The organism is Paenibacillus xanthanilyticus (assembly GCF_042682185.1).
In the GTDB taxonomy this organism is placed as follows: Bacteria; Bacillota; Bacilli; order Paenibacillales; family Paenibacillaceae; genus Paenibacillus_Z; species Paenibacillus_Z xanthanilyticus.
Map to the genome: position 1 here is coordinate 2190933 of NZ_JBHUHA010000001.1, position 21213 is coordinate 2212145.

Sequence of the window (21213 nt, forward strand, 5' to 3'; positions counted from 1 at the left end):
TTAGTCCCCGTCTTGTGCCAAATATATCCGGATCGTCGAGCCTTGTTCCACGCGCGTCCCCGCCGCAGGGGCCTGCCGAATGACGGTATTGCCCGTGCCGGCCGAGGCGAGCGTGAAATTCATGTTCAAGTCCTCGTAAATCTCGCTGACCGTCTTGCCGACCAAATTCGGCACGGTCACAATTGGAGGCGTCAAGTCACCGTACTTATATGTCTTCGGTATTTGCTCCGAACGCGGCTTCACGCCCATGTATGGAAGCACGTCCTCCAAGATGTTATGCACGATCGGCGCGGCAACCACGCCGCCGAACTGAATGCCCTGCGGATTATCGACCGCGACGTACACGACGATCTCCGGGTCGTCCGCCGGCGCGAAGCCCACGAATGATACGATATGCTCGTTCGGTGAATAACGGCCGTTCACGACCTTCTGCGCGGTCCCCGTCTTGCCGCCGACGCGATAGCCGTCTAGGAACGCATTGCGTCCGGAACCAAGGGCGACGACGCTCTCGAGCGCTTCGCGCACTTGCGCGCTCGTCTGCTCGGAGATGACTTTGCGCACGACTTCCGGCTTAACGGTCTCCACCGTCTCGCCCGTCTCCGAGTTTATCCATGCCTTCGCCACATGCGGTTTGTAAAGCGTGCCGCCGTTAATGGCCGCCGATACGGCCGTAATCTGCTGGATCGGCGTGACCGAGACGCCTTGTCCGAAGGCGGTCGTCGCCAGCTCCACCGGTCCGACCTGGTTCAATTTGAACATGATGCCGTTCTCTTCGCCGCCCAAATCGATGCCGGTTTTCTTGCCGAAGCCGAATTCCCGAATGTATTGGAACAGCGTCTCTTTGCCTAGCCGATTGCCGAGCTCGACGAACCCCGGGTTGCAGGAGTTCTGCACGACCTCCATGAACGTCTGGCTGCCATGACCGCCGCGCTTCCAGCAGCGAAGCCGCGCGCCGCCGACCATGACCGCGCCCTTATCGAAGAAGGTCTCCTTCTTCAGATCGACCTTGCCCTCCTCGAGCGCCGCCGCGAGCGTAATAATCTTGAAAGTCGAACCAGGCTCGTACGTTTTCCAAATCGGCAGTATCCGGTTATAAACCGATGCGTCCACGTCCCGGAACTTGTCGGGTTCGAATGCCGGGCGGCTTGCCATGCCCAGAATCTCGCCGTTGTCGGGATCCATGGCGATCGCGATAATATTGTCGGCCTGCGTCTTGACCATCGCCTGGTCGAGCTCGCGCTCCATGATCGTCTGGATATGCTTGTCGATCGTCAGCTCCATGTTGAGCCCGTCCTTCGGCTTCTCGTACGTATCCGAAGAGCCTGGCATCGTCCGACCAGCCGCATCCGACAGGAACGCCACGTGGCCGTTCATGCCGGCCAAATATTTGTTGTACTTGGCTTCAACCCCTGTCAAACCGCCGTCATAGCCGACGATGCCCAAGATGTGGGAGGCCAAATCTTCATAGGGATAATACCGTTTGTTGTCTTCCGCCACGACGATGCCGTCCAAATTCATGTTCTTGATGAGCTGCGCCTTCTCCGTCGTGATCTGGCGGCCCCCTGGTTGAATATTGACGATCATCGCCTTCTTCTTCAGCAGCGCGTATACCTTCTCCTGCGTCATGCCGAGCACGCCCGCCAGCTTGGCCGCCGTTCCCTTCGCGTCCTTAATCTGCACGGGCAGCGCCATAATCGTCGGCGAGCTTATATTGTACGCAAGCCTGACGCCGTTTCGGTCCCAAATTTCGCCGCGCTTGGCGGTGAACGGAATTTCGCGCCGCCACGACTCTTCCGCCTTGGCCGCCAGCTCCTCGCCTTTCACCAGCTGAACGTAGCTTAACCTTGCAATGAGCGCCGAGAAAGCCAATATGGATATGATCAGCGCGACAAACAACCGCCTGCGGACCGTGACATTCGAAACTTTCACCCGTTACTCCCCTCCGATCGGCTCTACAAAATCAGGCAGCATCACATGCTTATCCTAATCCAAGCCTATTCGGAGCGTGTAATAGTTAGAACAAGCCTACCCGCCCGCGCTATTCGTTGGTCTCCGGTGAGTCTTCGGTTGCTTCCTCTCCCGCTTCCCCGGTCTGGGCGCCTTCCGCGGCTTCTTCCGTATCCGGCGGTGCCAGCGTCAATTTGAGAACCCGCTTCCCGTTCAGCTTCGCCAGCGTCTGATCGGTCACGAATCCTTCGCCCTCCGCCACGGCCTGAATGCCGAGCAGCGAACAGATCTCGAGCGCTTCGCGCAGCGAGCTGCCCCTCATATTCGGAACCGCCAACTCGGAACGTTCCTCCGTCAGCAAGTATACCGTTTGGTTCAGCGTAAGCTTCGTGCCCGAAGCCGGGATTTGCTGCTTGACGGTTTTGCCTTTGCCGACGATCTCGGCTTTGAGCGCTCTCGATTGCAGCTTCGACTTCGCCTGTTCGAGCGAGCTGCCGTTCAAGTCGGGCACGCTGACCATCGGGTCCTTCTGCTTCGCGCCGTTCCCCTCGTCCGTCTCGGGCAGCTGCGGCGCGACGCCCATATGGCGCAGGCTGTTCTGCACGATGTTCTTAAACACAGGCGCTGCGACCGCGCCGCCGCCCAACTCCTTGTCGTTCGGGCTGTCCACGACGACGTAGACGATGATCTTCGGATTGTCCGCCGGCGCGTAGCCGATGAAGGAGACGACGAATTCGTCTTCGGAATATTTGCCGTTGACGACCTTCTGCGCCGTACCGGTCTTGCCCGCCACCCGGTAACCCGGGATATAGGCATTCTTGCCCGTACCGTCGGAGACGACCTGCTCCAAATATTCGCTGACCTTCTTCGAAGCTTCCTTGGAGATGACCTGGCGGATCTCCTTCGGCTGCTTAACGACCGTCTTGTTCGTCACCGGATCTTCGATTTCCTTCACAATATGAGGCTCGAGCAAACGTCCGCCGTTGGCCGCTGCCGCGATGGCGGCTACCTGCTGAATCGGGCTGACGGCCACGTTCTGTCCGAACGTCACGGTTGCGACGTCACGCGGTATGGTCCGGTCAATGTTCATGCGTCCTTTGATTTCGCCTGGCAGTTCGATGCCCGTCTTGACGCCGAAACCGAAGTCCTGGATATACTGCAGCAGCTTATCGGTCTTCAACATCTCGTAACCAAGCTTGACGAACGCAACGTTGGAGGATTTCTTGAGTCCTTCCAAATAGGTGATTTCGCCCCAGCCTCCGCGCTTAATATCTCGGATTTGCTCCCCGGCTACGGTGATACTGCCGGACATGTACTCGGCATTCGGATTAAAGTATCCTTCCTCAACCGCGCCGGACAGCGTTACGATTTTAAATGTCGAGCCCGGTTCGTATTGCGACTGCACGATGTGATTTTTAAAACCGTCCTGGGTGGATTTCCAGTACTCGTTCGGGTTGTATGTCGGCAGATTCGCCATGCCCAAAATTTCCATCGTCTGCGGGTCGGCCGCGATCGCCGAAATACTGAGCGGCTGGTATTTGTCGTACGCTTCCTGAATCGCTTCTTCCACATAATGTTGGATGTCGGCGTCAATCGTCAGCTTGACGTTGCTCCCATCCTTCGACGGAACGAACTCGACGGTGCCATCCTCCAGAATGATGCCGTTGCCATCGCGCTCGTATTTGATTTTGCCTTCCGTGCCGCTTAATTCCTTGTTCAAATACGACTCGATGCCGCCGACCGCCTTGCCATCCTTGTTGATGTAGCCGAGCACGTGCGCGGCCGACATGTCTTTCGGATAATAGCGCTTCGTCTCCGGGAGCAAATAAATGCCCACATCGTTCGCCTTCGGTTTCATTTTCTTCAGCTCTTCGGTCAAGGCAACGACCCGGTCATGGGTAGCCTTGTCGATCTTGAACCCCTCCGGCCGCACCTCGCGCTGGGTATAATACTTGCCGTCATCCTTCTTGGCCGTAATAATCTCGCGCAGCTCCGACTCCGGCTTGCCCAGAATCAGATGCAGCTTGCTGACCACGAAATCTACGGTGCCGAGCTTGTTGATCAGCTCCGGATTGACCGCGACGATATATGCGGCCGAATCCATGGCCAATACGGTGCCGTCGCGGTCGGTGATCGTGCCGCGCACCGCCTTGAGCGTCTGCGAGCTCGACCATACTTGGCGCGCCTTGTCGGACCAGAAGTCGGCTTCGACCACCTGGACCCAGTAGATCTTCGAGAACAGGACAGCAAAAAGGAGGGTGATTACCCCTCCGACCAGTAACGTCCGTAATTTGATTCGCTTTGTCATAAGCTCACCTATTCTTTCGTTCCGGCTGCCGAGTTGCCCACGATAATATCGTTGCCGGGCGATGGAATCATGCCTTGCTCCCTGGCTTTCTGCGCGATACGCTCCGGACTGCTCTCGGTCTCGACGACTTTGCGCAGCTCGCCGATTTCCACTTCGAGCTTGCTAAGCGACCTCGTCGCTTCCTTGGCCTTGTAATTCATCGCATAGATTTGATTATACCGATAATTAATAAAAGCTAGCGTAGAGAAGACAAGCACGATCGTCATGAGGATGATCAGCTTGTCCCGCGTTGGCAACGGCTTGCGCTTCGTGACTTTCGTCTTCTTCTCCCGGTAAGACGGCAGCTGCTCCGGTTTGCGTTTGGGCTGAAGCGCCAGGTTGCCATTCGTATAAGCCAATTCGTGTCCCCTCCTAAAAAAGTTATGATGGTTGGTTCAAGGTATGGATAAAGTTGATTCGTTATAGTTTCTCGGCAACGCGCAGCTTCGCGGAACGGGAGCGCGGATTCATCGCAAGCTCCTCCTCGCTAGGCGAGATCGGCTTACGGTTGACCAGCTTCAACAGGCCGGTCCCGCCGCAGACGCACATTGGAAAATCCGGCGGACACGTGCAGCGCTCGACATACTTGGCGAACAACTGCTTGCAAATCCGGTCCTCCAGCGAGTGAAACGTAATGACCGACGCGCGTCCGCCCGCATTAAGCACGCGCACCGTCTGCTCCAGCGCCGTCTCCTCCGCGCCGAGCTCGTCGTTCACCGCGATGCGCAGCGCCTGGAACGTGCGTTTGGCCGGATGCGGCCCCGTTCTTCTCGCCGCGGCCGGAATGCCGGACTTAATGAGCTCCACCAGCTCGCCGGTCGTCTCAATCGGTTTCTCCGCCCGGGCATTCACGATTTTGCGCGCGATCTGGCGGGCGAACTTCTCTTCGCCGTAATCGGCGATGATCCGCGAGATCTCCCGTTCTTCCCATTCGTTCACGATCATCTCCGCGGTCAGCATGCCATGCTGATCCATTCGCATATCGAGCGGCGCGTCGTGGTTGTAGCTGAACCCCCGATCGGCCTCGTCCAGCTGCGGACTCGAGACGCCCAGATCGAACAGTACGCCGTCGACGCCGTCAATGCCGAGCTTCCCCAGTTCTTCTTCCAAGTGGCGGAAGTTCCTCCGCACGAGCGTAACCCGGTCCATGTAGGGCGCGAGTCTTACGCGCGCGTTGTCGTGCGCCCAATCATCTTGGTCGAACGCGATCAATCGGCCTTGCGGACCAAGACGCGACGCGATCAATTCGCTGTGACCCGCCCCTCCGAGCGTACAATCCACGTAAATGCCATCCTGCTTTATGGCGAGGCCATCGACCGCCTCTTCCTTGAGCACCGTTATATGTTGAAACAAGCTGCAGCCCTCCCGGCTCTAAGGATCGGCCTGCCGATCCGGTTGCCCGGCGGCCGCCTCCTAAAAATTAAAATCGAAATCGACCAGCTTCTCGGCGATTTCGTTGAACGTCTCTTCCGATTGCTGGAAATACCCTTCCCAAATCGGCTTGCTCCACACTTCCACCCGATTCGAAACGCCCAGCACGACGCATTCCTTGTCCAGCTTGGCGTATTCACATAGTATGTTCGGTAAATTTACCCTTCCCTGTTTGTCCAACTCGCATTCCGTCGCCCCCGAAAAGAAGAAGCGCGAGAACGCGCGGGCGTCGGATTTCATGAGCGGCAGCGACTTCAGCTTCTGCTCCAGCAATCCCCACTCGCTCATCGGATAAACGAACAAGCAGTTGTCTAAGCCCCGGGTGACGACGAAGCGTTCCCCGAGCCCCTCGCGGAATTTGGCGGGAATGATGAGACGGCCCTTATCGTCGATGCTGTGCTGATACTCCCCCATAAACATGCGGCCGCTCCACTCCTTCCCCCAAAACCTCCACTTGCCACCACTTTTCACCACTTGGTTTGTTCTATTCGCCACCCCTTTAGCAATTCCTGCTTGTAAGAAATCATTTTAAAAATATTTTATGTACTTAAACATGTAAAAACTTTGTTACGGTTTTGAAACCTTTTGGACGTCTCTTTCGTGTAAGCTAGAACCTGACGCTAGCGAAGGAGAAGAGAGAACGCGCATGAACAACGTGATGATCGGCGCCTCCGGCGGGGATTGCTCCGCGCCGAACGAAGAGGCATCCTGCAAACGAATCGAGCTGCTCCGTCCCGTCGAGCGGCTGTGCTACGAAATCGCCCATTATTTGCTCGGCAACGCGAAGGACGCGGCGGCCGCCAGCGAAGAAGCGCTGCTAGCCCTCTACCAGCAGCCCCTGTTCGTGCGGACGTCGGATGAAGAGAGAAGACGCATGGCGCGCGAGGAAGCAATCCGCTGTTCGCTGGCGCTGTCCTGCTGCCTCCAACATAAAGAGCCGGTATCGCCCACCCTCGTCTGAAGGCGCGATCCGGCTCTTATTATTTTGTATTAGAGAGCAATAACCCGTTAGTCGTCCAATCTATCGGAGTCTAGCTTGGTTGCGGCCGGCGCGGATTCCGCAGAATCAGTCGGCAATGCTGCTGACGCTGGAATCCCTTCCTCGCGCGGCTGCTGCTTAGGGCGGCGTCTCTTGCTCCGATAGAGCATATAAGCCGGTACGGCAATGACCGCCAATACGACGGCAACCGGCAGCAGCGCGGTCAAGGCGATGACGATCACCTGCGCGGCTTCCGCGAGAAACGACAAGCTTCCGCTCCATGCGCCGCTAATTTTGTCCCCGAAGCTCTTCTCTTCCGCTAGCGCTTGGATCGGTACAGCCGACTTCTGATAGATGCGCAGCTCGATCGTGGAATACGCAACATTTTGATCCAGATACCGCATCCGCCCTTTAATCCGTTCAATCTCCGTCTGCACCTCGCCGAGCTCCTTCGAGAATTGCAGCAGCGCCGTCGCGGACTCGGCCTTCTCCATGAATGCCAGCAATCTCGCTTCGACGACGCCCCGCGCTTTCAACCGCGATTCCAGATCGACGTATTCCTCCGTCACGTCCGTCCCCTGCATACTCTTCTCGAACGCGAGATGCGGCAGCTTCTCCATCCCGGCCAGAAAAGACATGAATCCGTTCGCCGGCACTTTAATCGTATAGGTGCCGCCAAGCTCGGTCGACGTCTGCTGATCGGTAAATTGCAAAATGTAGCCGCCCGACGCTGTAATCGCGGCGCTGACCGACCGTTGGGCCGCCGCGTAATCCTCCACTTCCATAGAAACGCTGCCTCGGTAGACGATTTTTCGATTGAATCCGTCCGGATCAGCGATCGCCCCAAGCGACGACGCTCCCCCCTGCCCATCAGTGCCATCAGCTTCGCCAGCGGATGAACCAGCGTTTGCCGGCGCAGCTCCCGTCGCAGCCGCCTGATCTGCCCCTCCATCCGAATTGGCTGCGCTTTCCGATGCAACGCTATCCTCGGAATACTTCAGCGAGTTTGCGGCCTTCTGATTCGTGCTGCCTCCGCTATCCGAATTTTCCGCGCTGCTGCAACCGGCCACGAACGCCAAGAGCATGACGAACAAGCCGGCATAACTCGCTACCTTGAACCACTTATTTTGCCGCATTCGAAAAGCACCCCTTTTTTTATCTAATGGCTATCATCATCATAGACGCCTGCGCCTGGAAAATGTTTCAATCGCTTCAAAAAATGACTTCAACACAAAAAAGACTGCCCGCAAGGCGGCATGCTTCCCGTAGGAAACACGCCGCCCGCAGACAGCCTCGTAGGAATCAAGCCGGTGCTTTACGTCCAGCTCTCCTGGTATTTCTTCTGTTCGTCCGTCAGCGTATCGATCGAGATGCCGAGCGATTCGAGCTTGTAGCGGGCGACCTGATCATCCAGCTCGTACGGCACGTTGATGACTTTGGCGCCGATCGATTGATAGTTGTCGTTGACGTACTTCAGCGACAGCGCTTGAAGCGCGAAGGTCGTATCCATGATTTCCGCCGGGTGTCCGTCGCCCGCGGCCAAATTGACCAGACGACCTTCCGCCAGCAGATAGATGCTGCGTCCGTCCTCCAGACGATACTCCTCGATGTTCTTGCGTACCGTGCGCTTCTCCACCGCGCGCGCCGCCAGCTCCGGCTTGTTGCACTCGACGTCGAAATGGCCGGCGTTGCACAGAATCGCGCCGCTGCGCATCACGTCGTAATGCTCGCCGCGAATGACGTCCTTCACGCCGGTGACCGTAATGAACAGCTCGCCCACTTTAGCCGCTTCGATCATCGGCAGCACGGTGAACCCGTCCATATGCGCTTCGACTGCTTTGATCGCATCCACCTCAGTGACGATGACGTTCGCCCCGAGCCCTCTGGCGCGCATCGCCACGCCTTTGCCGCACCAGCCGTAACCGACGACGACGACGTTTTTACCCGAGATGATCAGGTTGGTCGTGCGCATAATGCCGTCGAACGCGGATTGGCCCGTACCGTAGCGATTGTCGAACAAATATTTGCAATACGCGTCATTGACCGCAACCATCGGCAGCTGTAGCGTGCCTTCCTTCTCCAGCGCCTTCAGCCGCGTAATGCCGGTCGTCGTCTCCTCCGCGCCGCCGCGGATTTGCGGCAGCAGGTCTTGGCGTTCGCCGTGCAGAATCGTCGCGAAATCGCCGCCGTCGTCAATGATGAGATCCGGCTTCGACTCGAGCGCCCGCACGATGAGCGACTTGAACTCCTCGGGATCCGGATTGTATTTGGCGAAGACGGTAATGCCGTCTTCCACTAGAGCCGCGCAGACGTCGTCCTGCGTCGACAGCGGGTTGCTGCCCGTAATCGTCACTTCCGCGCCGCCGGCCTGCACGACTTTCGCCAAGTAAGCCGTTTTCGCTTCCAAGTGCAGGCAGATCGATACCTTCAGCCCTTTGAACGGCTGCTCTTTCTCGAATTGCGCGCGAATCCGGTTCAGCACCGGCATATGGGCCGACGCCCAATCGATTTTCAGATGACCTTCGTGCGCTAACGCCATATCGGCGACAATGCTGTTCTCTCTTGCACTCACGATTTACATTCCTCCTAATTATAGATGCCAATGAGAGACAACGATTCTAAAGATACACAAGGCGGTGTCTGCCGTCCGATTCGAACGGCGCCGCCAACAGTTGCTTCACCCAATCGATTCCATACTGATTGCAGAATTGCATCGCGTTCAACACGCGCTCCTGCGGTTTGCCCCCCGGCCAGAGCGAATGCGCCACGCGGTCCATCTGGCCCAGCGCGGCATCGAACCGTCTGGCATGCGCTTCCTTCGCCCGCTGTTCCAAATACGCGATCTCCCGTAAAATGCGCTCGCGATTCGTGTCGCCTAACCGGCCAAGACCCGCCTCCAGGGACGAGACCAGTTCAATTAACGGCGCATACAGCTCTTCGAACCGCGCTCTAGTCTCACCGAACCTCTCGCCGATGGCCCATTCTTCCCGCTCGTCCAGCCAAGCCTGACGCTTGACGGCGTAACGCTCGACGACTTCGCCAAAGTTAAGGCCGTATTTGTCCATTTGCTTCGGAAGGTGCGGCTCGACGATCGTGAAGGACATCCGCGGCACGATGATCGGCATCTCCATGCCAAGCAGCCGGAACGCCTCGGACGTCTGCGCCCAGTAGGCGATCTCGCCTTGACCCAGTACCGTCGCCAATACGGGCAGCACAAAATCTTGCATGAGCGGACGAGTCAACACGTTATTGCTTAACCGCTCCGGCTCATGGTCCGCGATGTCGAGAAGCTCGTCCTCGGTCATCCGCACCGTACCCCGCCGATTCACAAATTCACCCGCCCGCCGGAAGAGCAGCGTTCTTTCTTGCCCCCCGCCCGTCGGTTCCTCATGAAACAGAAATACATTCGCGCAGCCTTCCGCCGCTTCCGCCTGCTCCTTGAAGCCAAGCGACCGAATCGCCTCGCCCGCTTGGCGATATGCGCGTTCGAGTTCGCCGCCCCGCTTGATCAGCATCCGGAACATGTCCGATTCCAGCTTGCGAAGCGCCGGGTCGTCGGCATCGAGCAGGACAAGTCCGTGTTCGCGGAACAGATGCGTCAAGACGTGGGCGAACCAGTCCGTCAGCGTCGCCGACTCGTCCGCGGCGGCTTCCAGCATGGCAAGCAGCGGCTGCTTGTGCGGCGTGTCGGGCAATGCGGAGGCAAGTTCCCGAAGGGTGTCCTTCAGCTTCGCTGCCGAAAGCCGCGTCCGGCTGATGGACGTTTTCGCGCCGCCCGGATGCAATATCGCGATTTTGCGCGGCGCATGCTCTTGGATGTAAGCATGATTGGCTTCTTCCCAATCGTGATCTTCGCCGGCGATCCAGAATACCGGCACCACCGGCCGGCCAAGTCGAGACTCCGCTTGCTTGGCGGCTTGAATGATCGTGACTGCCTTATGAACGACGAGCAGCGGGCCCGTCCATAAGCCGGCCTGCTGACCGCCGACGATCACGGGCGCCCCTTGCGCGATCTCCCCGATGCGCCGCGCCACTTGCTCGCCGGCCCCGAATCGCCCATTGTAGTCCCGAAGCACGCGCGCCAGCGACTCGGCGGAGACGCGCCCCCCCCGCTTCTCTTGCAAGTACGCGTAACGAGCCTGCCAAGCTCCTTCATCCGAAGGATGCCCGCCGAACAAATGCGCGATACGGGAGTCCGATCGCAGACAATACGCCTCAGCCAGCGGCTGCCCCGAAGGCAGTGGGAATGATTCGATTTCCATATGTAATGTCAACCTTCTTTCAGATCGCCTGTAGCCATTTTTCTCATTTTACACGGCAACGCCCGGAGCGTCAAAACGCACGCAATCGGTCCTCGCCAAGAGAACCGATTGCACATGCTACGCTATATATCCTCCTGCGCGGCTAGATCGCGAACACGCTTTTGCCGATGCCGATGCACATGAGCAGGACGTAGAAGACGCCCATGACGAAAAAACCGAGTCGCCAGATCGCCCGAGCAATCCGCTTCACGTCGACGGCGCCCCGTTTGCGATATTGTACGTTTCCCAACAATCCGGCGCCAAGCAGCAGCACGAGCATAATGCCGTAGAACCCGAAGCTGCTGCTAAAAATCACGTTGAACAATACCGCGACGCAGCCTACCAAGAGAACCGTCGTAACATCCATCGCGGTCCGTAAAGCCCGATTACGGTCGCCCGTGAACGCGCCAAGCCCAAAATAAACGAGCACAAACGGGACGACAGGAATGACCGCCAATACCGCATAGACATGTTTGATGATCTCCCAAATCCACTGCACGACAGACTGCCCCTCTCGCGGATGGTCATTTAGTGAAGTGCCCTCACCATGGCGGCGACGGCATCGTTAAGCGGCGACCGGATCCCCGCAGCGCGGGCGAGCTCCGCGATTCCTCCGTTGATCCAATCGATCTCGGTCGTCCGTCCCGCTTGCACGTCCCGCAGCATGGAGGATTCGTTCGCCGCCGTCGCTTCGCATACGGCGAGCACCTTCTCCCATGAGCCGTACTCCTCGCTCAAGCCGGAACGCTCTAGTATCGCCCTGCTTTCCATGAACAACGCCGACATCAGCCGCAAGCGCGACGGATGAAGCGGCAATTCGCCGTTCTTGACGCCAAAAATCGCGGTAAGCGGATTAATGACGGCATTTATGAGAAGCTTCTCATAGATGCGATTCTCCATTTGATTCGACAGTTCCGCGGAAATTCCTGCCTCCGCAAGTACACTTACTAACATTTTTTGCGTTATTTCCTCTTCTTCCGCGCTTCTCATGCCCGGGTGCAGCGGCCCGAATATTAAGTTGCCTCGTCCCGTATAGCGAACCTTCCCCGGAGATTCCCGCAGCGCGCCTTCCGTCGAAATCGCCGGTACGACCAGCGTGCCGGCCGGAAGCGCGCCTACAATTCGAGGCAGATGGCCAATGCCGTTCTGCAGGCACAGTACCGCCGCGCCGCGCGCGCTTAATAACGCGACCGCGCTTAGCAGCTCGTCACTCAAATGCGCCTGCTTAACGGTTAACCATATCCAATCGCCGGCAGCCGGAAGCTCGTCCTCCCGTAGAGCCTCGCATTGGGTTATCGAAACGGCGTTCGCGGCCACATGAAATTGTTCGCCTTCTTCGACCAGCTCCCCGCCTTGCCCGGCGATCAAGCTCGCCTGTTCGTCGCTCCTCGTCACGAACGTAATTGCGGCGCCCCCCCCTTGCCAGGCGCAGCCCGTACATCAGGCCTAGCGCTCCCGCGCCAACGATAAAAATCCGCATCTCGACCACTCCTTTAGCCTCGCCGTGCTCGACCATTCCTTTCTATCGTAACAAATCCTCCGCCGGCAGCAAAAATAAAAATGTCCCGTTCGCCTTCAGGAAGAGGCGTCGGGACATCCTATGAGCGGGCGTTTGCCCTGTTATTCGATGCGTTCCAGATTGCCGTTCGCATCCATTTTGAAACGCGGCTTCGTCTCGTCCTCTTCGTTCAGAACGGTCAGCCGTCTAGCCCGGTCCATAATTTGAATGAGCGTTTTGTAATCGTCGTTCACGGCACGGTAATCGGTTTGCACATTGTTCACTTCATGCGAGAGCTTCTCGTTCTGCTCCCGCAGCAAATATAATTCTTCCTCGCGGTCCCTCAAATCGCGCTCGAGCGACTTGATTTGCCGGTTAAGCTCCTGATAGGTCGTTTTCCACTGACGAAGGAAGCGGATAACGGAATCCACGGATAACGATTCTTCTGTAACCGGATCATGCTTATAAGACCTCTCTTCCGTCTCGGCCGTGCCGACCGACGAAACATGCGAAGTCGCGACGAACGTCTGCTTCTTCAAATAATTACGCTTCTGGCGCTGCTGCTTCGCGATTTGGATCGCATCTTCATACCGCTTGCGGACACAGCTGTTCCACCGGAACCCGCATGCCGCGGACGTCCGGCCGATCCGTTCGCCGACCTCCTCGAACGCGGCCAGCTGAGTGCTTCCCTCGCGTATATGCCGCAATGTCACCTCGGCGAGAATGAGGTCATCATCCGGGCTCCACGCATCTTGTCTGACTGCTGTCATGCAATGAAAACCTCCTAACGTTAGGCGCTTACTTATCGCTTACTTATCACTATGCCCTTGGTAGAGTTCATAGAATCTATCGGATACTAATTTGTATATCCATTTTTTTGAGGGCTCATACATATTTTTAGGCGGCCCGGCGCAAACTTGTTCTAGGACAATGGATGCATCCAAAACAAGCCAAAAAATTTGCCATTTCTTCGCGGATGAATGTTTACACTGGTTTGACGAAACGTTATAATGGGCAATAGAAATCTGGTCGAGACTGACGAGAGGGGGATTTGTATCACATGGCACGCATGTTTCGGGTGCTCGGCTTCTGGACGCTAGTCATCGGTCTGATGGCGTTCGCTGGCGACATGATGGAGATGGCGCTCTTGTTCTTTATCCAAACAGCCGTTTTCGTCCTTTTAGGCTACTTGAACTTTTCCGAACGAACATACGTATTAATGTTCTGGGGATATATGGTGGTTACGTTCGTAGGCTTCTCCTATTGGACCATCTTCGTGATGGGTAATCCGTTCTAAGATCGGCATACATAAGAAGGCTGTTCCGGGAAGACAAGCTTCCCAGAACAGCCTTTTTTCATGCGCCTTTATGCAGCACCATCACTTTGAATGTCTCGCTCATGCCGTCGCTCAGGAGCAGCTGCCGGATCGCACGGTTCCGCCTGGCCGCCGGTCCGAACGGGTCGGCGCTATCTGAGGCCGTCAAGTCGTCCAGAATACCGTAATCCAGCAGAAACTGCTTCTGGGTAGCATAGTAATGCTCCCGGAAACCGGCCGCTTCCCCCGCCCGCCGGCAAGCCGTAAAATTAATGTGCGCGGTGATGTCCTGCTCTCCGGGCCGCGTGTACGGATCGTCATGCGCCACGTGGCCGGCATAACAGAGCAGCGTGCCGTTCATCCGGTGTCCGGCCGTCAACTCCTCCGCGTCGTGTCCGTAATCGACGAGTATGAGTACGCCTTCTTCCATGCACGCCCCGATATTTGCGATCCAGCGCTCGGCATTCAAATTCACTTCAGCCTGCTGCCCTTCGCGAAGCGAGATACCGTCGGGTTCCAGCGTCTGCCTGATCTGCGGATCGCTAAGCGGCAGCAGCGTCTCCGCAAAAAACGAATCGGGACGATCGGCCAGCGTGACGCCTATCTCCCACAATCGGCCATCCATCAGGCGTACGCGATGAACCGGCATGGCGTCCAGCAGTTCATTCGCGACGATCATGAGCGGACCGCCTCGGCGCCATGACCCTGCCAAGCCTTGGTCTGCCGTCAGGACATGCAAGCGGGCCGAGATTTCAACCGATTCCAGCAGTCGTCTAGCAGCAGCCAGATGCACGGGAGAATCGTCGATTACCGCATAGTGCATCGCTTCGCTCAGCACCGAACTACCACGCTTGGCCCAGGCCTGCAAAATATGCTTGGAGAGTACGCCCGTTCCAGCCCCCCATTCGGCAGCATCCGCCCTGCCTCCGAAATGTCTCTGCCATTCCGCCAGGCATGCCGCGATTTTCTCGCCCATTATGGTGCCGACCGACGAGCTCGTATAGAAATCGCCTTCCCGGCCCACCCGGATTCTCCCCTGCCGATAATAGCCATACTCCGGATCATACAGACAGAGCGTCATATAATCGTGAAAAGTTAGGCACTCCCGCCCCTTGACGTCCTGCCGCTTCATGCTTGCCGTGATCCGTTCCGCGATTCCCATCCCCGCATGCCTCCTCCCATTCCACCGGACAAAAATGCCAAATCAAGATATAATAGAAAGATTGAAGGCATATAGTAATCCAACATGATCTGTGAGAAAGCCGCTCTGCAAAAGAAAGGAGATCCCCCTTCAGTGTCTAGTGGAACTATCCGGCGCGGCCTGCTCGCAGCCGCGATCGGCGCCGCCGCCCTCTGGTTATCCGTCTTCCCGATCGTCGCGGCTCCCCAAGAAGAGGAGGATATTCGCCAACTGCTGGAAAAAAGCCTGTCGGTCGTCGAACTCGATAAGGAAATCGCCCGCATCGCGGAACAACAGACGACCGTCGCCGGGAAGCTGGAAGCATCGCGCGAAGCGCTCGCCAGACAGGAAGCTTCGATCGCCACACGCCGGGAGGAAGCCGGCAGCGTCCTGCGCGCTTACTATATGGGCGATCGCGATTTCTTGCTGACGGCGCTTGTCTCTTCCAAGACGCTGGACAAGCTGCTGGCGACGCTCGATTATTTCGACGTCCTCTTCGCCAGCGACCGCAAATCGCTCCATGCGTACGCCGGTCAATATCAAGAAATCAAGAAAGCGATCGGCACGCTCGAGAACGAGACGAAGCAGCTGGACGATATCGAATCGCGGCTCCGCGCCCAACGCGAACGTCTCGCGGCGCTCCAGCAGGATGTCGATGCCAACCTAAGCGGCCGATCCGACGAAGAGAAGCTGCGCCTCTTGATCGATGAAATGACGAACTTCTGGAAGAACGTCGGCTTCTATGAGGTGAAGCGTTATTTCAAAGCGTTGTCGCAAGCGATGAAAAACATCCCGTCCTGGGTGCAGGACAACAAGGATATGCTCGCCATCGACGGGTTCAATTACACGATGACGATTCCGGAAGACAAGCTAAATGAGTTTCTGCGCGAGCAGAACGAGCTGTTCCAATCGCTCGACTTCCGGTTCGGCGACGACATGGTGACCGTGGCCGGCAAGCGCGATGGGCTTGAGGTCGAGCTCAGCGGCCATTATACGGTCGAGAACGAACCGAAGAACGGCATCTACTTTCACGTCGACGAATTGATGTTCAATGGTCTCGCGCTGCCGGAAACGACGCGACAATCGCTGCAGCAGGAATTCGATCTGGGCTTCTACCCGCAAAAAATCGTCTCGTTCCTAAGAGCCGACTCCGTGCAAGTGAAAGACGGCAATCTCATCATCCAGCTATCGATCCGTCTTTAGCCGTCTATTCGGCGTTCTGATTCCAAGACTGAATCAACCGCTCCGCCTCGTTAGCCGTGAACGGGGCTGTTTGCGCATGCGACCAATGCCGCATCCAGCGCTCCAGACGCGTCCACCACGAAGGGTCTGGGGTTTGCGCCTCGCGCTCCAGCCACAATAATGCCTCCTGCGGCGGACGCACGGCGGAATCCCCGTTATCGTATACGGACCGGTACAGCGTCTTCTCCGCCGGCAGTCTGCCACCCGCCGCATAGTTGCCCAGTTGATCGCTCGGCTCGGTCATCGCTTTAATCCACGCGAGCGCCGCTTCCGGCTCCTTCGCGAGCGAAGAGACGACGAAGCTTCTGCCTCCCGTCCAAACCGGGCCGCTTCCTTGACCGGGTACTAGCTTCCGCCGCACATCGGGCGCCAGCTTCATGTATTCCGACCACGTCAACGCCGCGGCAAGCAGCTTGTTCGTGCGGAATCGCTCCTCCAGTTCGCCCGGGCCATAAGGCAGAACGTCGGCGGGAGGGAGCGCAGCCAGATAACGCACGCGATTCGCTTCCTCCGCGCTGAGCGCCTTCAGCTTCTCCGCACCGCTGGAGTCCGCCTCGAACGCGCTGAGCCACGCCAGCATCAGCCGGCCGTCCTGAATCGGCAAGCGCATCGGGGCGAGGCCCGGTTCCATGTCGATCAGCTTCTCCGCCAGCTCCGTGAACGACGGCCACTGCGATGGCGGTTCAGGCAGGCCTGCGCGCTGCAGGAGCTCCTTGTTCCAGACGAGCAGCGCGGGATCGCCGTCAAGCGGGACGCCCCATAATGAGCTATTCCATAGCAAAGGCCCTGTGAACGCTTCCAAAATTCCACCCGCGCGTTCTCCCGTATAGTAATCATCCAAAGGACGCAAATAACCCTGTACCGCGAATGCGCCCACCATGCCGTTTTCCATGACATATATATCGCCGGCTTGTCCAAGCTGCGCTTGCCGCTGCCAGGTGGCAAGCGGTTCGCGAGCCTGATTGACGAGCTCTGCCTCGATCTCCCGCTGGTTGGCGTTAAATCGCTCGTTGCGCACCTGCCACGCCTCGAATTCCGCTTCGGTCATCGACACTTCCACGCGGATGCGGACGACGGGCGTCCACGTCTTGTCCAGCTGCGCTTGCTGTTTGGCATTCGGTTCGTCTTGCGACGGCGCATCTCGAAGCCCTTGCTCGGCGAACATCGGAAATAAGAGTGCTACAGAGGCAGTAAATACGCCGAGAAGCATGATCACTACTTTTCTGCGTGACACTTTTTCCTTCCTTTCCCACTTTTGGCATACCCGTATTGTAACAACATTTGATCACCTTGTCGCGTGCGATTTGCGCCTCGTGCGGCGGGTTCTACTTCATGCGGGGCAGCCCGGCCAAAGAAGGCCGCCGGCCGAGCCGGCAGCCTTCTTCATGAAGCCAAGGCCCGGACATGCAGTCGCATTCTTGCCCGTGAAGACAAGAATTACCCCGATTCAGCCGGAATGAAGCAGGGTAATAATCGACGTTCGGCCCTTAGCCGACAGGTTACAGCAAATCCGCGGCCAGCTGCGCCAGCTTCGAACGTTCGCCTTTCTCAAGCGTCATATGGCCGCTGCTGGTCTCTTGTTTGAACCGCTCCACGATATGCGTTAGGCCGTTGCTGACGGCATCCAAGTACGGGTGATCGATTTGTTCGGGATCGCCCATCAGGACGATTTTACTGCCTTCGCCGACGCGCGAGACGATCGTCTTCACTTCGTGTCGGCTCAGGTTCTGAGCTTCGTCGATGATGATGAACTGCCCCGGAATGGAACGGCCGCGGATGTAAGTCAGCGCCTCCACCTGAATGCTGCCGAGCCCCATCAAAATTTTATCGATATCGCCGGATTTCTTCGTATCGAACAAATACTCCAAATTATCATAAATCGGCTGCATCCACGGACGCAGCTTCTCCTCCTTCTCGCCCGGCAAATAACCGATGTCTTTGCCCATCGGCACGACTGGACGCGCGATCAGCAGCTTTTTATACTTATGCTCATCCTCCACCTTGGAGAGCCCGGCCGCGAGCGCGAGCAGCGTCTTGCCCGTCCCGGCCTTCCCCGTCAGCGTGACGAGCGGAATGTCGTCGTTGAGCAGCAGCTCCAGCGCCATCCGCTGCTGGGCGTTGCGGGCGGTAATCCCCCACACGGGATCGTTGCTCAGATAGAGCGGCTCCAGTCTTGCGCCGTCCTGGCTTACTTTGAGCAGCGCCGACTTGCTCGTACCCATCTCATCCCGCAAAATAATAAATTCGTTCGGATGCAGCTTCGTCGTCAGCTGCAGCGCCTTGACCGTCAGGAATCGATACGTATAAAATTCGTCGATCACGGACGGATGCACGAACAGCGTTGCGTACCCGCCATACACTTCGGAGTGCTGCACGAGGCGGTCGGACAAATAATCCTGGGCGTCCAGGCCGAGGACGTCCGCTTTGATCCGGACGAGCACGTCCTTGCTGACCAGCACCACGTCCCGCGGCTCCGGCTTCTCCTGCTCCTCCAAGTAATAATTGAGCGCTACCGCCAAAATCCGATTATCGTTCGACATCTCGCCGAACATCTCCTGTACGCGCACAAAGCTGCGATGGTTCAGCTCCACGCGCAGCACGCCTCCGCCCCGAAGCGGAATGCCTTCGTGCAAATGTCCGTCCTCCCGCATGCCGTCGAGCAGTCTGGAGACGGAGCGCGCATTGCGGCCGATCTCGTCGGCAAGCCTTTTCTTTGAATCGATTTCTTCCAACACCACCGCGGGGATAACAACTTCATTATCGTCGAACGCATAAATGGCTTGCGGATCGTGCAGCAGCACGTTGGTATCGAGCACGAATATTTTTTTCATCGTGAGCCCTCCCGGCGTTGGAATTTCATTCAAAGGCGTACATAGCAGAACCTGCCGTGTGGCAAACTATACGGGAACTAGCTGTTACGCAAAAGGAAAGGTCAGGTGGCGATTATGGGCAAATGGCTGGTAGCGGCTATGCTCCTTTGTTTGCTGGCGACAGGATGCGGTACGGTCGCCCGCAATGAGACATCACCCTCTCCGCAAAATGATGACCGCGTCCGTGCGCAGCAGACCGCGCCGCGCAAAAAAGAGATCAGCAGTCCGAAGCAAGTGGCCGCGCACCTGGAGCTTCTCGCGAAGCAAATCCCAGGCGTGAAAGGCGCTCACTGCGTCGTTATGGGCAATACGGCCGTTGTCGGCATCGATGTGGACGGCAAGCTGGAACGTTCACGCGTCGGAACGCTCAAATATGCGGTTGCGGAGGCGTTCCGCAAAGATCCCTACGGCGTTGATGCGATCGTCACCGCGGATATGGATCTGGCTCAACGGTTGCAGGAAGTCCGCGCCGATTGGAATCGCGGCCGTCCCATTGCCGGTTTCGCCGAAGAGATGGCCGATATTATCGGCCGGATCGTGCCGCAGCTGCCGCGTGACACGATGCCGGAGCGAACGCGGGGTCATGAAGAGGCTTCCCCGAAAATCAACAAGCCGCTGTAGGCTCTTTCAGACAAGCGCTGTAAGTTTTATCCTATCGTCCATTGCGGGAAAGTATGATCGATTTCGCGAAAATTCCGCTAGATGGACGCAAAAAGCCTAGTGAATGCTCACTAGGCTTTTTCCACATGGCTGCCGGACGCTTGTCTGCAGCCTTCTTCTCTTCAGTTATCGCCCCGTCGCCGCCCGGGACAAGCATTGCTCCGCCGCAAGCAGCGCGCAGCAGGATGGCGCTTGCCGAAGCAGCCCATGCAACTGCCTCTGGAGTGCCGCATGCGGAAATGTCGGCAGCCATCAATAGAGCACGATCCGTATTGTTGCGTAGAGCTTCGATCATTGCCGCGATGGCTACTGTCATCCGCATGGCCCCCTTGCGCGAATTAGCATGGATACTACGGTGAGCTTATTATAGCATATGCGGGTTGCGGGCGAATACAGTCATTCCGCCATCTTCGCTTGAAGAATTTGTTTTGCTTTGCGCAAACTTTCTTCATCGACATAAACATACGGACTCCGCCACGTGCCTTCAAGCGCCGCGAACTGAATATCGCTCTTGCCCATCTTGAAATACGTCTCGATTAAGTTCTGCACCTCGCTGGACGGAATATCCATCCGCATGTTATTGCCTACCGCTTCGATCACGTTGCCGAGCTTCGTCACGCCGGAGAAGGATTTCATCCGATCCGCGATCGCGCCAATGACCTCGCTCTGCCGCTTGTTGCGGTCGAAATCGCTCGACATGTTGGTGCCGTCATTCGACTTCCGGTAGCGGACGAAATCGAGTGCCTGGTCGCCGTTCACCTTCTGGTGGCCCTGCTTCAGGTCGATCTTCGTCCCGTCCGCGTTATCGACGTAATGCATATCCATGTCGACATCCACCTCTACGCCGCCAAGCGCGTCGACGACGTCGACGAAGCCCTGGAAGTTGATCGTCGCCGTATACGCGATATCGATGCCGAAATATTTGCCGAGCATTTCGCGCACTTGGCGCTTCGCCTTCTTCTCCGCGTCCTTCACGCTCAAACCGTCTTCGATCGCGATAGCGCGGAATTTGGCATAATACGAATTCGCCTTGCGGCTCTTGTAGCCGTCCAGCTCGATGCGCGTATCGCGCGGGATGGTCACGACGGCCGCCGATTTGGTCGTCGGGTTCATGACCGCCACCATCATGACGTCCGTATTGAGGCTGCCCGTCTCCTTGCGGGTGTCCATGCCGAACAGCAGGATCCCGACCGGCTTGACCTTAACGGATTCCTCTGCTGGCACGACGATGCCCGGCTCCGCGTCGGCGGTGGCCATCGTCAGCGCGTCCTTCGACTTGTCGAACAAATAGTACAGGTAACCCGCGATGCCGACGAGCACCAGCAGCACGAGCACCATGAATCGTTTGAACAACGTGGCGCCGCGCCTTTTTCGTGGTTTGGCCGGCCTGCGGGAGCTTCTCGGATCCATCGGTTTTTGACTGCTCATGTACGTTTCACCTTG

General features: G+C 57.5%; 20 protein-coding genes. 4 read left to right on the forward strand and 16 right to left on the reverse strand.

Annotation, left to right across the window (positions count from 1 at the left end):
• The 5 genes from ACFSKT_RS09335 to mraZ form a co-directional block, all read right to left on the reverse strand.
• On the reverse strand, positions 1-1929 hold the full coding sequence (locus ACFSKT_RS09335) for a stage V sporulation protein D (protein WP_377722470.1): 1929 nt from the start codon (positions 1927-1929) through the stop codon (positions 1-3).
• A gap of 109 nt (positions 1930-2038) precedes the next feature.
• Positions 2039-4255: a penicillin-binding transpeptidase domain-containing protein gene (locus ACFSKT_RS09340; RefSeq protein WP_377722471.1), complete on the reverse strand. Its 2217-nt coding sequence runs from the start codon at positions 4253-4255 to the stop codon at positions 2039-2041.
• A gap of 8 nt (positions 4256-4263) precedes the next feature.
• The gene (locus ACFSKT_RS09345; RefSeq protein ID WP_377722472.1) at positions 4264-4653 is read right to left on the reverse strand and encodes a cell division initiation protein; all 390 of its coding nucleotides are present in this window, start codon (positions 4651-4653) and stop codon (positions 4264-4266) included.
• A gap of 61 nt (positions 4654-4714) precedes the next feature.
• Entirely contained in the window at positions 4715-5647 is a 933-nt protein-coding gene (rsmH, locus tag ACFSKT_RS09350; RefSeq protein ID WP_377722473.1) for a 16S rRNA (cytosine(1402)-N(4))-methyltransferase RsmH, read from the reverse strand.
• Positions 5648-5707: 60 nt separating this feature from the next.
• Positions 5708-6145: a division/cell wall cluster transcriptional repressor MraZ gene (gene mraZ / locus ACFSKT_RS09355; protein ID WP_148928438.1), complete on the reverse strand. Its 438-nt coding sequence runs from the start codon at positions 6143-6145 to the stop codon at positions 5708-5710.
• Positions 6146-6371: 226 nt separating this feature from the next.
• Between mraZ and ACFSKT_RS09360 the strand changes: the two genes are divergently transcribed.
• A complete protein-coding gene (locus ACFSKT_RS09360; protein WP_377722474.1) occupies positions 6372-6686 on the forward strand; it encodes a hypothetical protein in 315 nt (104 codons plus the stop codon).
• Between the two features lie 47 nt (positions 6687-6733).
• Here the strand turns inward: ACFSKT_RS09360 and ACFSKT_RS09365 are convergent, their stop codons facing one another.
• From ACFSKT_RS09365 to ACFSKT_RS09390, 6 genes are all read right to left on the reverse strand, one after another.
• On the reverse strand, positions 6734-7840 hold the full coding sequence (locus ACFSKT_RS09365; protein WP_377722475.1) for a DUF4349 domain-containing protein: 1107 nt from the start codon (positions 7838-7840) through the stop codon (positions 6734-6736).
• Between the two features lie 179 nt (positions 7841-8019).
• The gene (locus ACFSKT_RS09370) at positions 8020-9276 is read right to left on the reverse strand and encodes an adenosylhomocysteinase (RefSeq protein ID WP_377722476.1); all 1257 of its coding nucleotides are present in this window, start codon (positions 9274-9276) and stop codon (positions 8020-8022) included.
• 46 nt (positions 9277-9322) lie between these two features.
• Complete coding sequence (gene bshC, locus ACFSKT_RS09375; protein ID WP_377722477.1) at positions 9323-10966, reverse strand: bacillithiol biosynthesis cysteine-adding enzyme BshC; 1644 nt, start codon at positions 10964-10966, stop codon at positions 9323-9325.
• Between the two features lie 142 nt (positions 10967-11108).
• Positions 11109-11504 carry a DUF3397 domain-containing protein gene (locus ACFSKT_RS09380; RefSeq protein ID WP_377722478.1) on the reverse strand — a complete coding sequence of 132 codons (396 nt, stop codon included), beginning with the start codon at positions 11502-11504 and terminating at the stop codon, positions 11109-11111.
• A gap of 29 nt (positions 11505-11533) precedes the next feature.
• The gene (locus ACFSKT_RS09385) at positions 11534-12409 is read right to left on the reverse strand and encodes a ketopantoate reductase family protein (protein ID WP_377776331.1); all 876 of its coding nucleotides are present in this window, start codon (positions 12407-12409) and stop codon (positions 11534-11536) included.
• 216 nt (positions 12410-12625) lie between these two features.
• Positions 12626-13273 carry an RsfA family transcriptional regulator gene (locus tag ACFSKT_RS09390; RefSeq protein ID WP_377722480.1) on the reverse strand — a complete coding sequence of 216 codons (648 nt, stop codon included), beginning with the start codon at positions 13271-13273 and terminating at the stop codon, positions 12626-12628.
• 290 nt (positions 13274-13563) lie between these two features.
• On the opposite strand from ACFSKT_RS09390, the gene ACFSKT_RS09395 reads away from it, so the two are divergent.
• Positions 13564-13800, forward strand: a complete 237-nt coding sequence (locus ACFSKT_RS09395; RefSeq protein ID WP_377491257.1) for a DUF2626 domain-containing protein — start codon at positions 13564-13566, stop codon at positions 13798-13800.
• A 58-nt stretch (positions 13801-13858) separates the two neighbouring features.
• Here ACFSKT_RS09395 and ACFSKT_RS09400 read toward each other — a convergent pair whose 3' ends face one another.
• Positions 13859-14980 (reverse strand): class I SAM-dependent methyltransferase, encoded by a 1122-nt coding sequence (locus ACFSKT_RS09400; protein WP_377722481.1) that lies wholly within the window; start codon positions 14978-14980, stop codon positions 13859-13861.
• A 132-nt stretch (positions 14981-15112) separates the two neighbouring features.
• On the opposite strand from ACFSKT_RS09400, the gene ACFSKT_RS09405 reads away from it, so the two are divergent.
• Positions 15113-16201, forward strand: a complete 1089-nt coding sequence (locus ACFSKT_RS09405) for a coiled-coil domain-containing protein (RefSeq protein ID WP_377722482.1) — start codon at positions 15113-15115, stop codon at positions 16199-16201.
• Positions 16202-16205: 4 nt separating this feature from the next.
• Here ACFSKT_RS09405 and ACFSKT_RS09410 read toward each other — a convergent pair whose 3' ends face one another.
• A complete protein-coding gene (locus ACFSKT_RS09410; RefSeq protein WP_377722483.1) occupies positions 16206-17474 on the reverse strand; it encodes an ABC transporter substrate-binding protein in 1269 nt (422 codons plus the stop codon).
• Between the two features lie 265 nt (positions 17475-17739).
• Positions 17740-19071, reverse strand: coding sequence for a PhoH family protein (locus tag ACFSKT_RS09415; RefSeq protein WP_377722484.1), 1332 nt, complete (start codon positions 19069-19071; stop codon positions 17740-17742).
• 114 nt (positions 19072-19185) lie between these two features.
• On the opposite strand from ACFSKT_RS09415, the gene ACFSKT_RS09420 reads away from it, so the two are divergent.
• Entirely contained in the window at positions 19186-19731 is a 546-nt protein-coding gene (locus tag ACFSKT_RS09420) for a YhcN/YlaJ family sporulation lipoprotein (protein ID WP_377722485.1), read from the forward strand.
• Between the two features lie 31 nt (positions 19732-19762).
• Here the strand turns inward: ACFSKT_RS09420 and ACFSKT_RS09425 are convergent, their stop codons facing one another.
• Both ACFSKT_RS09425 and ACFSKT_RS09430 read right to left on the reverse strand, forming a co-directional pair.
• The gene (locus ACFSKT_RS09425; protein ID WP_377722486.1) at positions 19763-20086 is read right to left on the reverse strand and encodes a hypothetical protein; all 324 of its coding nucleotides are present in this window, start codon (positions 20084-20086) and stop codon (positions 19763-19765) included.
• A gap of 80 nt (positions 20087-20166) precedes the next feature.
• Positions 20167-21198 carry an LCP family protein gene (locus tag ACFSKT_RS09430; RefSeq protein WP_377722487.1) on the reverse strand — a complete coding sequence of 344 codons (1032 nt, stop codon included), beginning with the start codon at positions 21196-21198 and terminating at the stop codon, positions 20167-20169.
• Positions 21199-21213 lie beyond the last annotated feature (15 nt).

Bases quoted from the DNA above. Each gene is read 5' to 3' on its own strand.
- ACFSKT_RS09400 (WP_377722481.1), bottom strand. From the start codon at position 14,980: ATGGGAATCGCGGAACGGATCACGGCAAGCATGAAGCGGCAGGACGTC.
- bshC (WP_377722477.1), bottom strand. From the start codon at position 10,966: ATGGAAATCGAATCATTCCCACTGCCTTCGGGGCAGCCGCTGGCTGAG.
- ACFSKT_RS09360 (WP_377722474.1), top strand. From the start codon at position 6,372: ATGAACAACGTGATGATCGGCGCCTCCGGCGGGGATTGCTCCGCGCCG.
- ACFSKT_RS09420 (WP_377722485.1), top strand. From the start codon at position 19,186: ATGGGCAAATGGCTGGTAGCGGCTATGCTCCTTTGTTTGCTGGCGACA.
- ACFSKT_RS09395 (WP_377491257.1), top strand. From the start codon at position 13,564: ATGGCACGCATGTTTCGGGTGCTCGGCTTCTGGACGCTAGTCATCGGT.
- ACFSKT_RS09365 (WP_377722475.1), bottom strand. From the start codon at position 7,840: ATGCGGCAAAATAAGTGGTTCAAGGTAGCGAGTTATGCCGGCTTGTTC.
- mraZ (WP_148928438.1), bottom strand. From the start codon at position 6,145: ATGTTTATGGGGGAGTATCAGCACAGCATCGACGATAAGGGCCGTCTC.
- ACFSKT_RS09415 (WP_377722484.1), bottom strand. From the start codon at position 19,071: ATGAAAAAAATATTCGTGCTCGATACCAACGTGCTGCTGCACGATCCG.
- ACFSKT_RS09390 (WP_377722480.1), bottom strand. From the start codon at position 13,273: ATGACAGCAGTCAGACAAGATGCGTGGAGCCCGGATGATGACCTCATT.
- ACFSKT_RS09340 (WP_377722471.1), bottom strand. From the start codon at position 4,255: ATGACAAAGCGAATCAAATTACGGACGTTACTGGTCGGAGGGGTAATC.
- ACFSKT_RS09425 (WP_377722486.1), bottom strand. From the start codon at position 20,086: ATGACAGTAGCCATCGCGGCAATGATCGAAGCTCTACGCAACAATACG.
- ACFSKT_RS09430 (WP_377722487.1), bottom strand. From the start codon at position 21,198: ATGAGCAGTCAAAAACCGATGGATCCGAGAAGCTCCCGCAGGCCGGCC.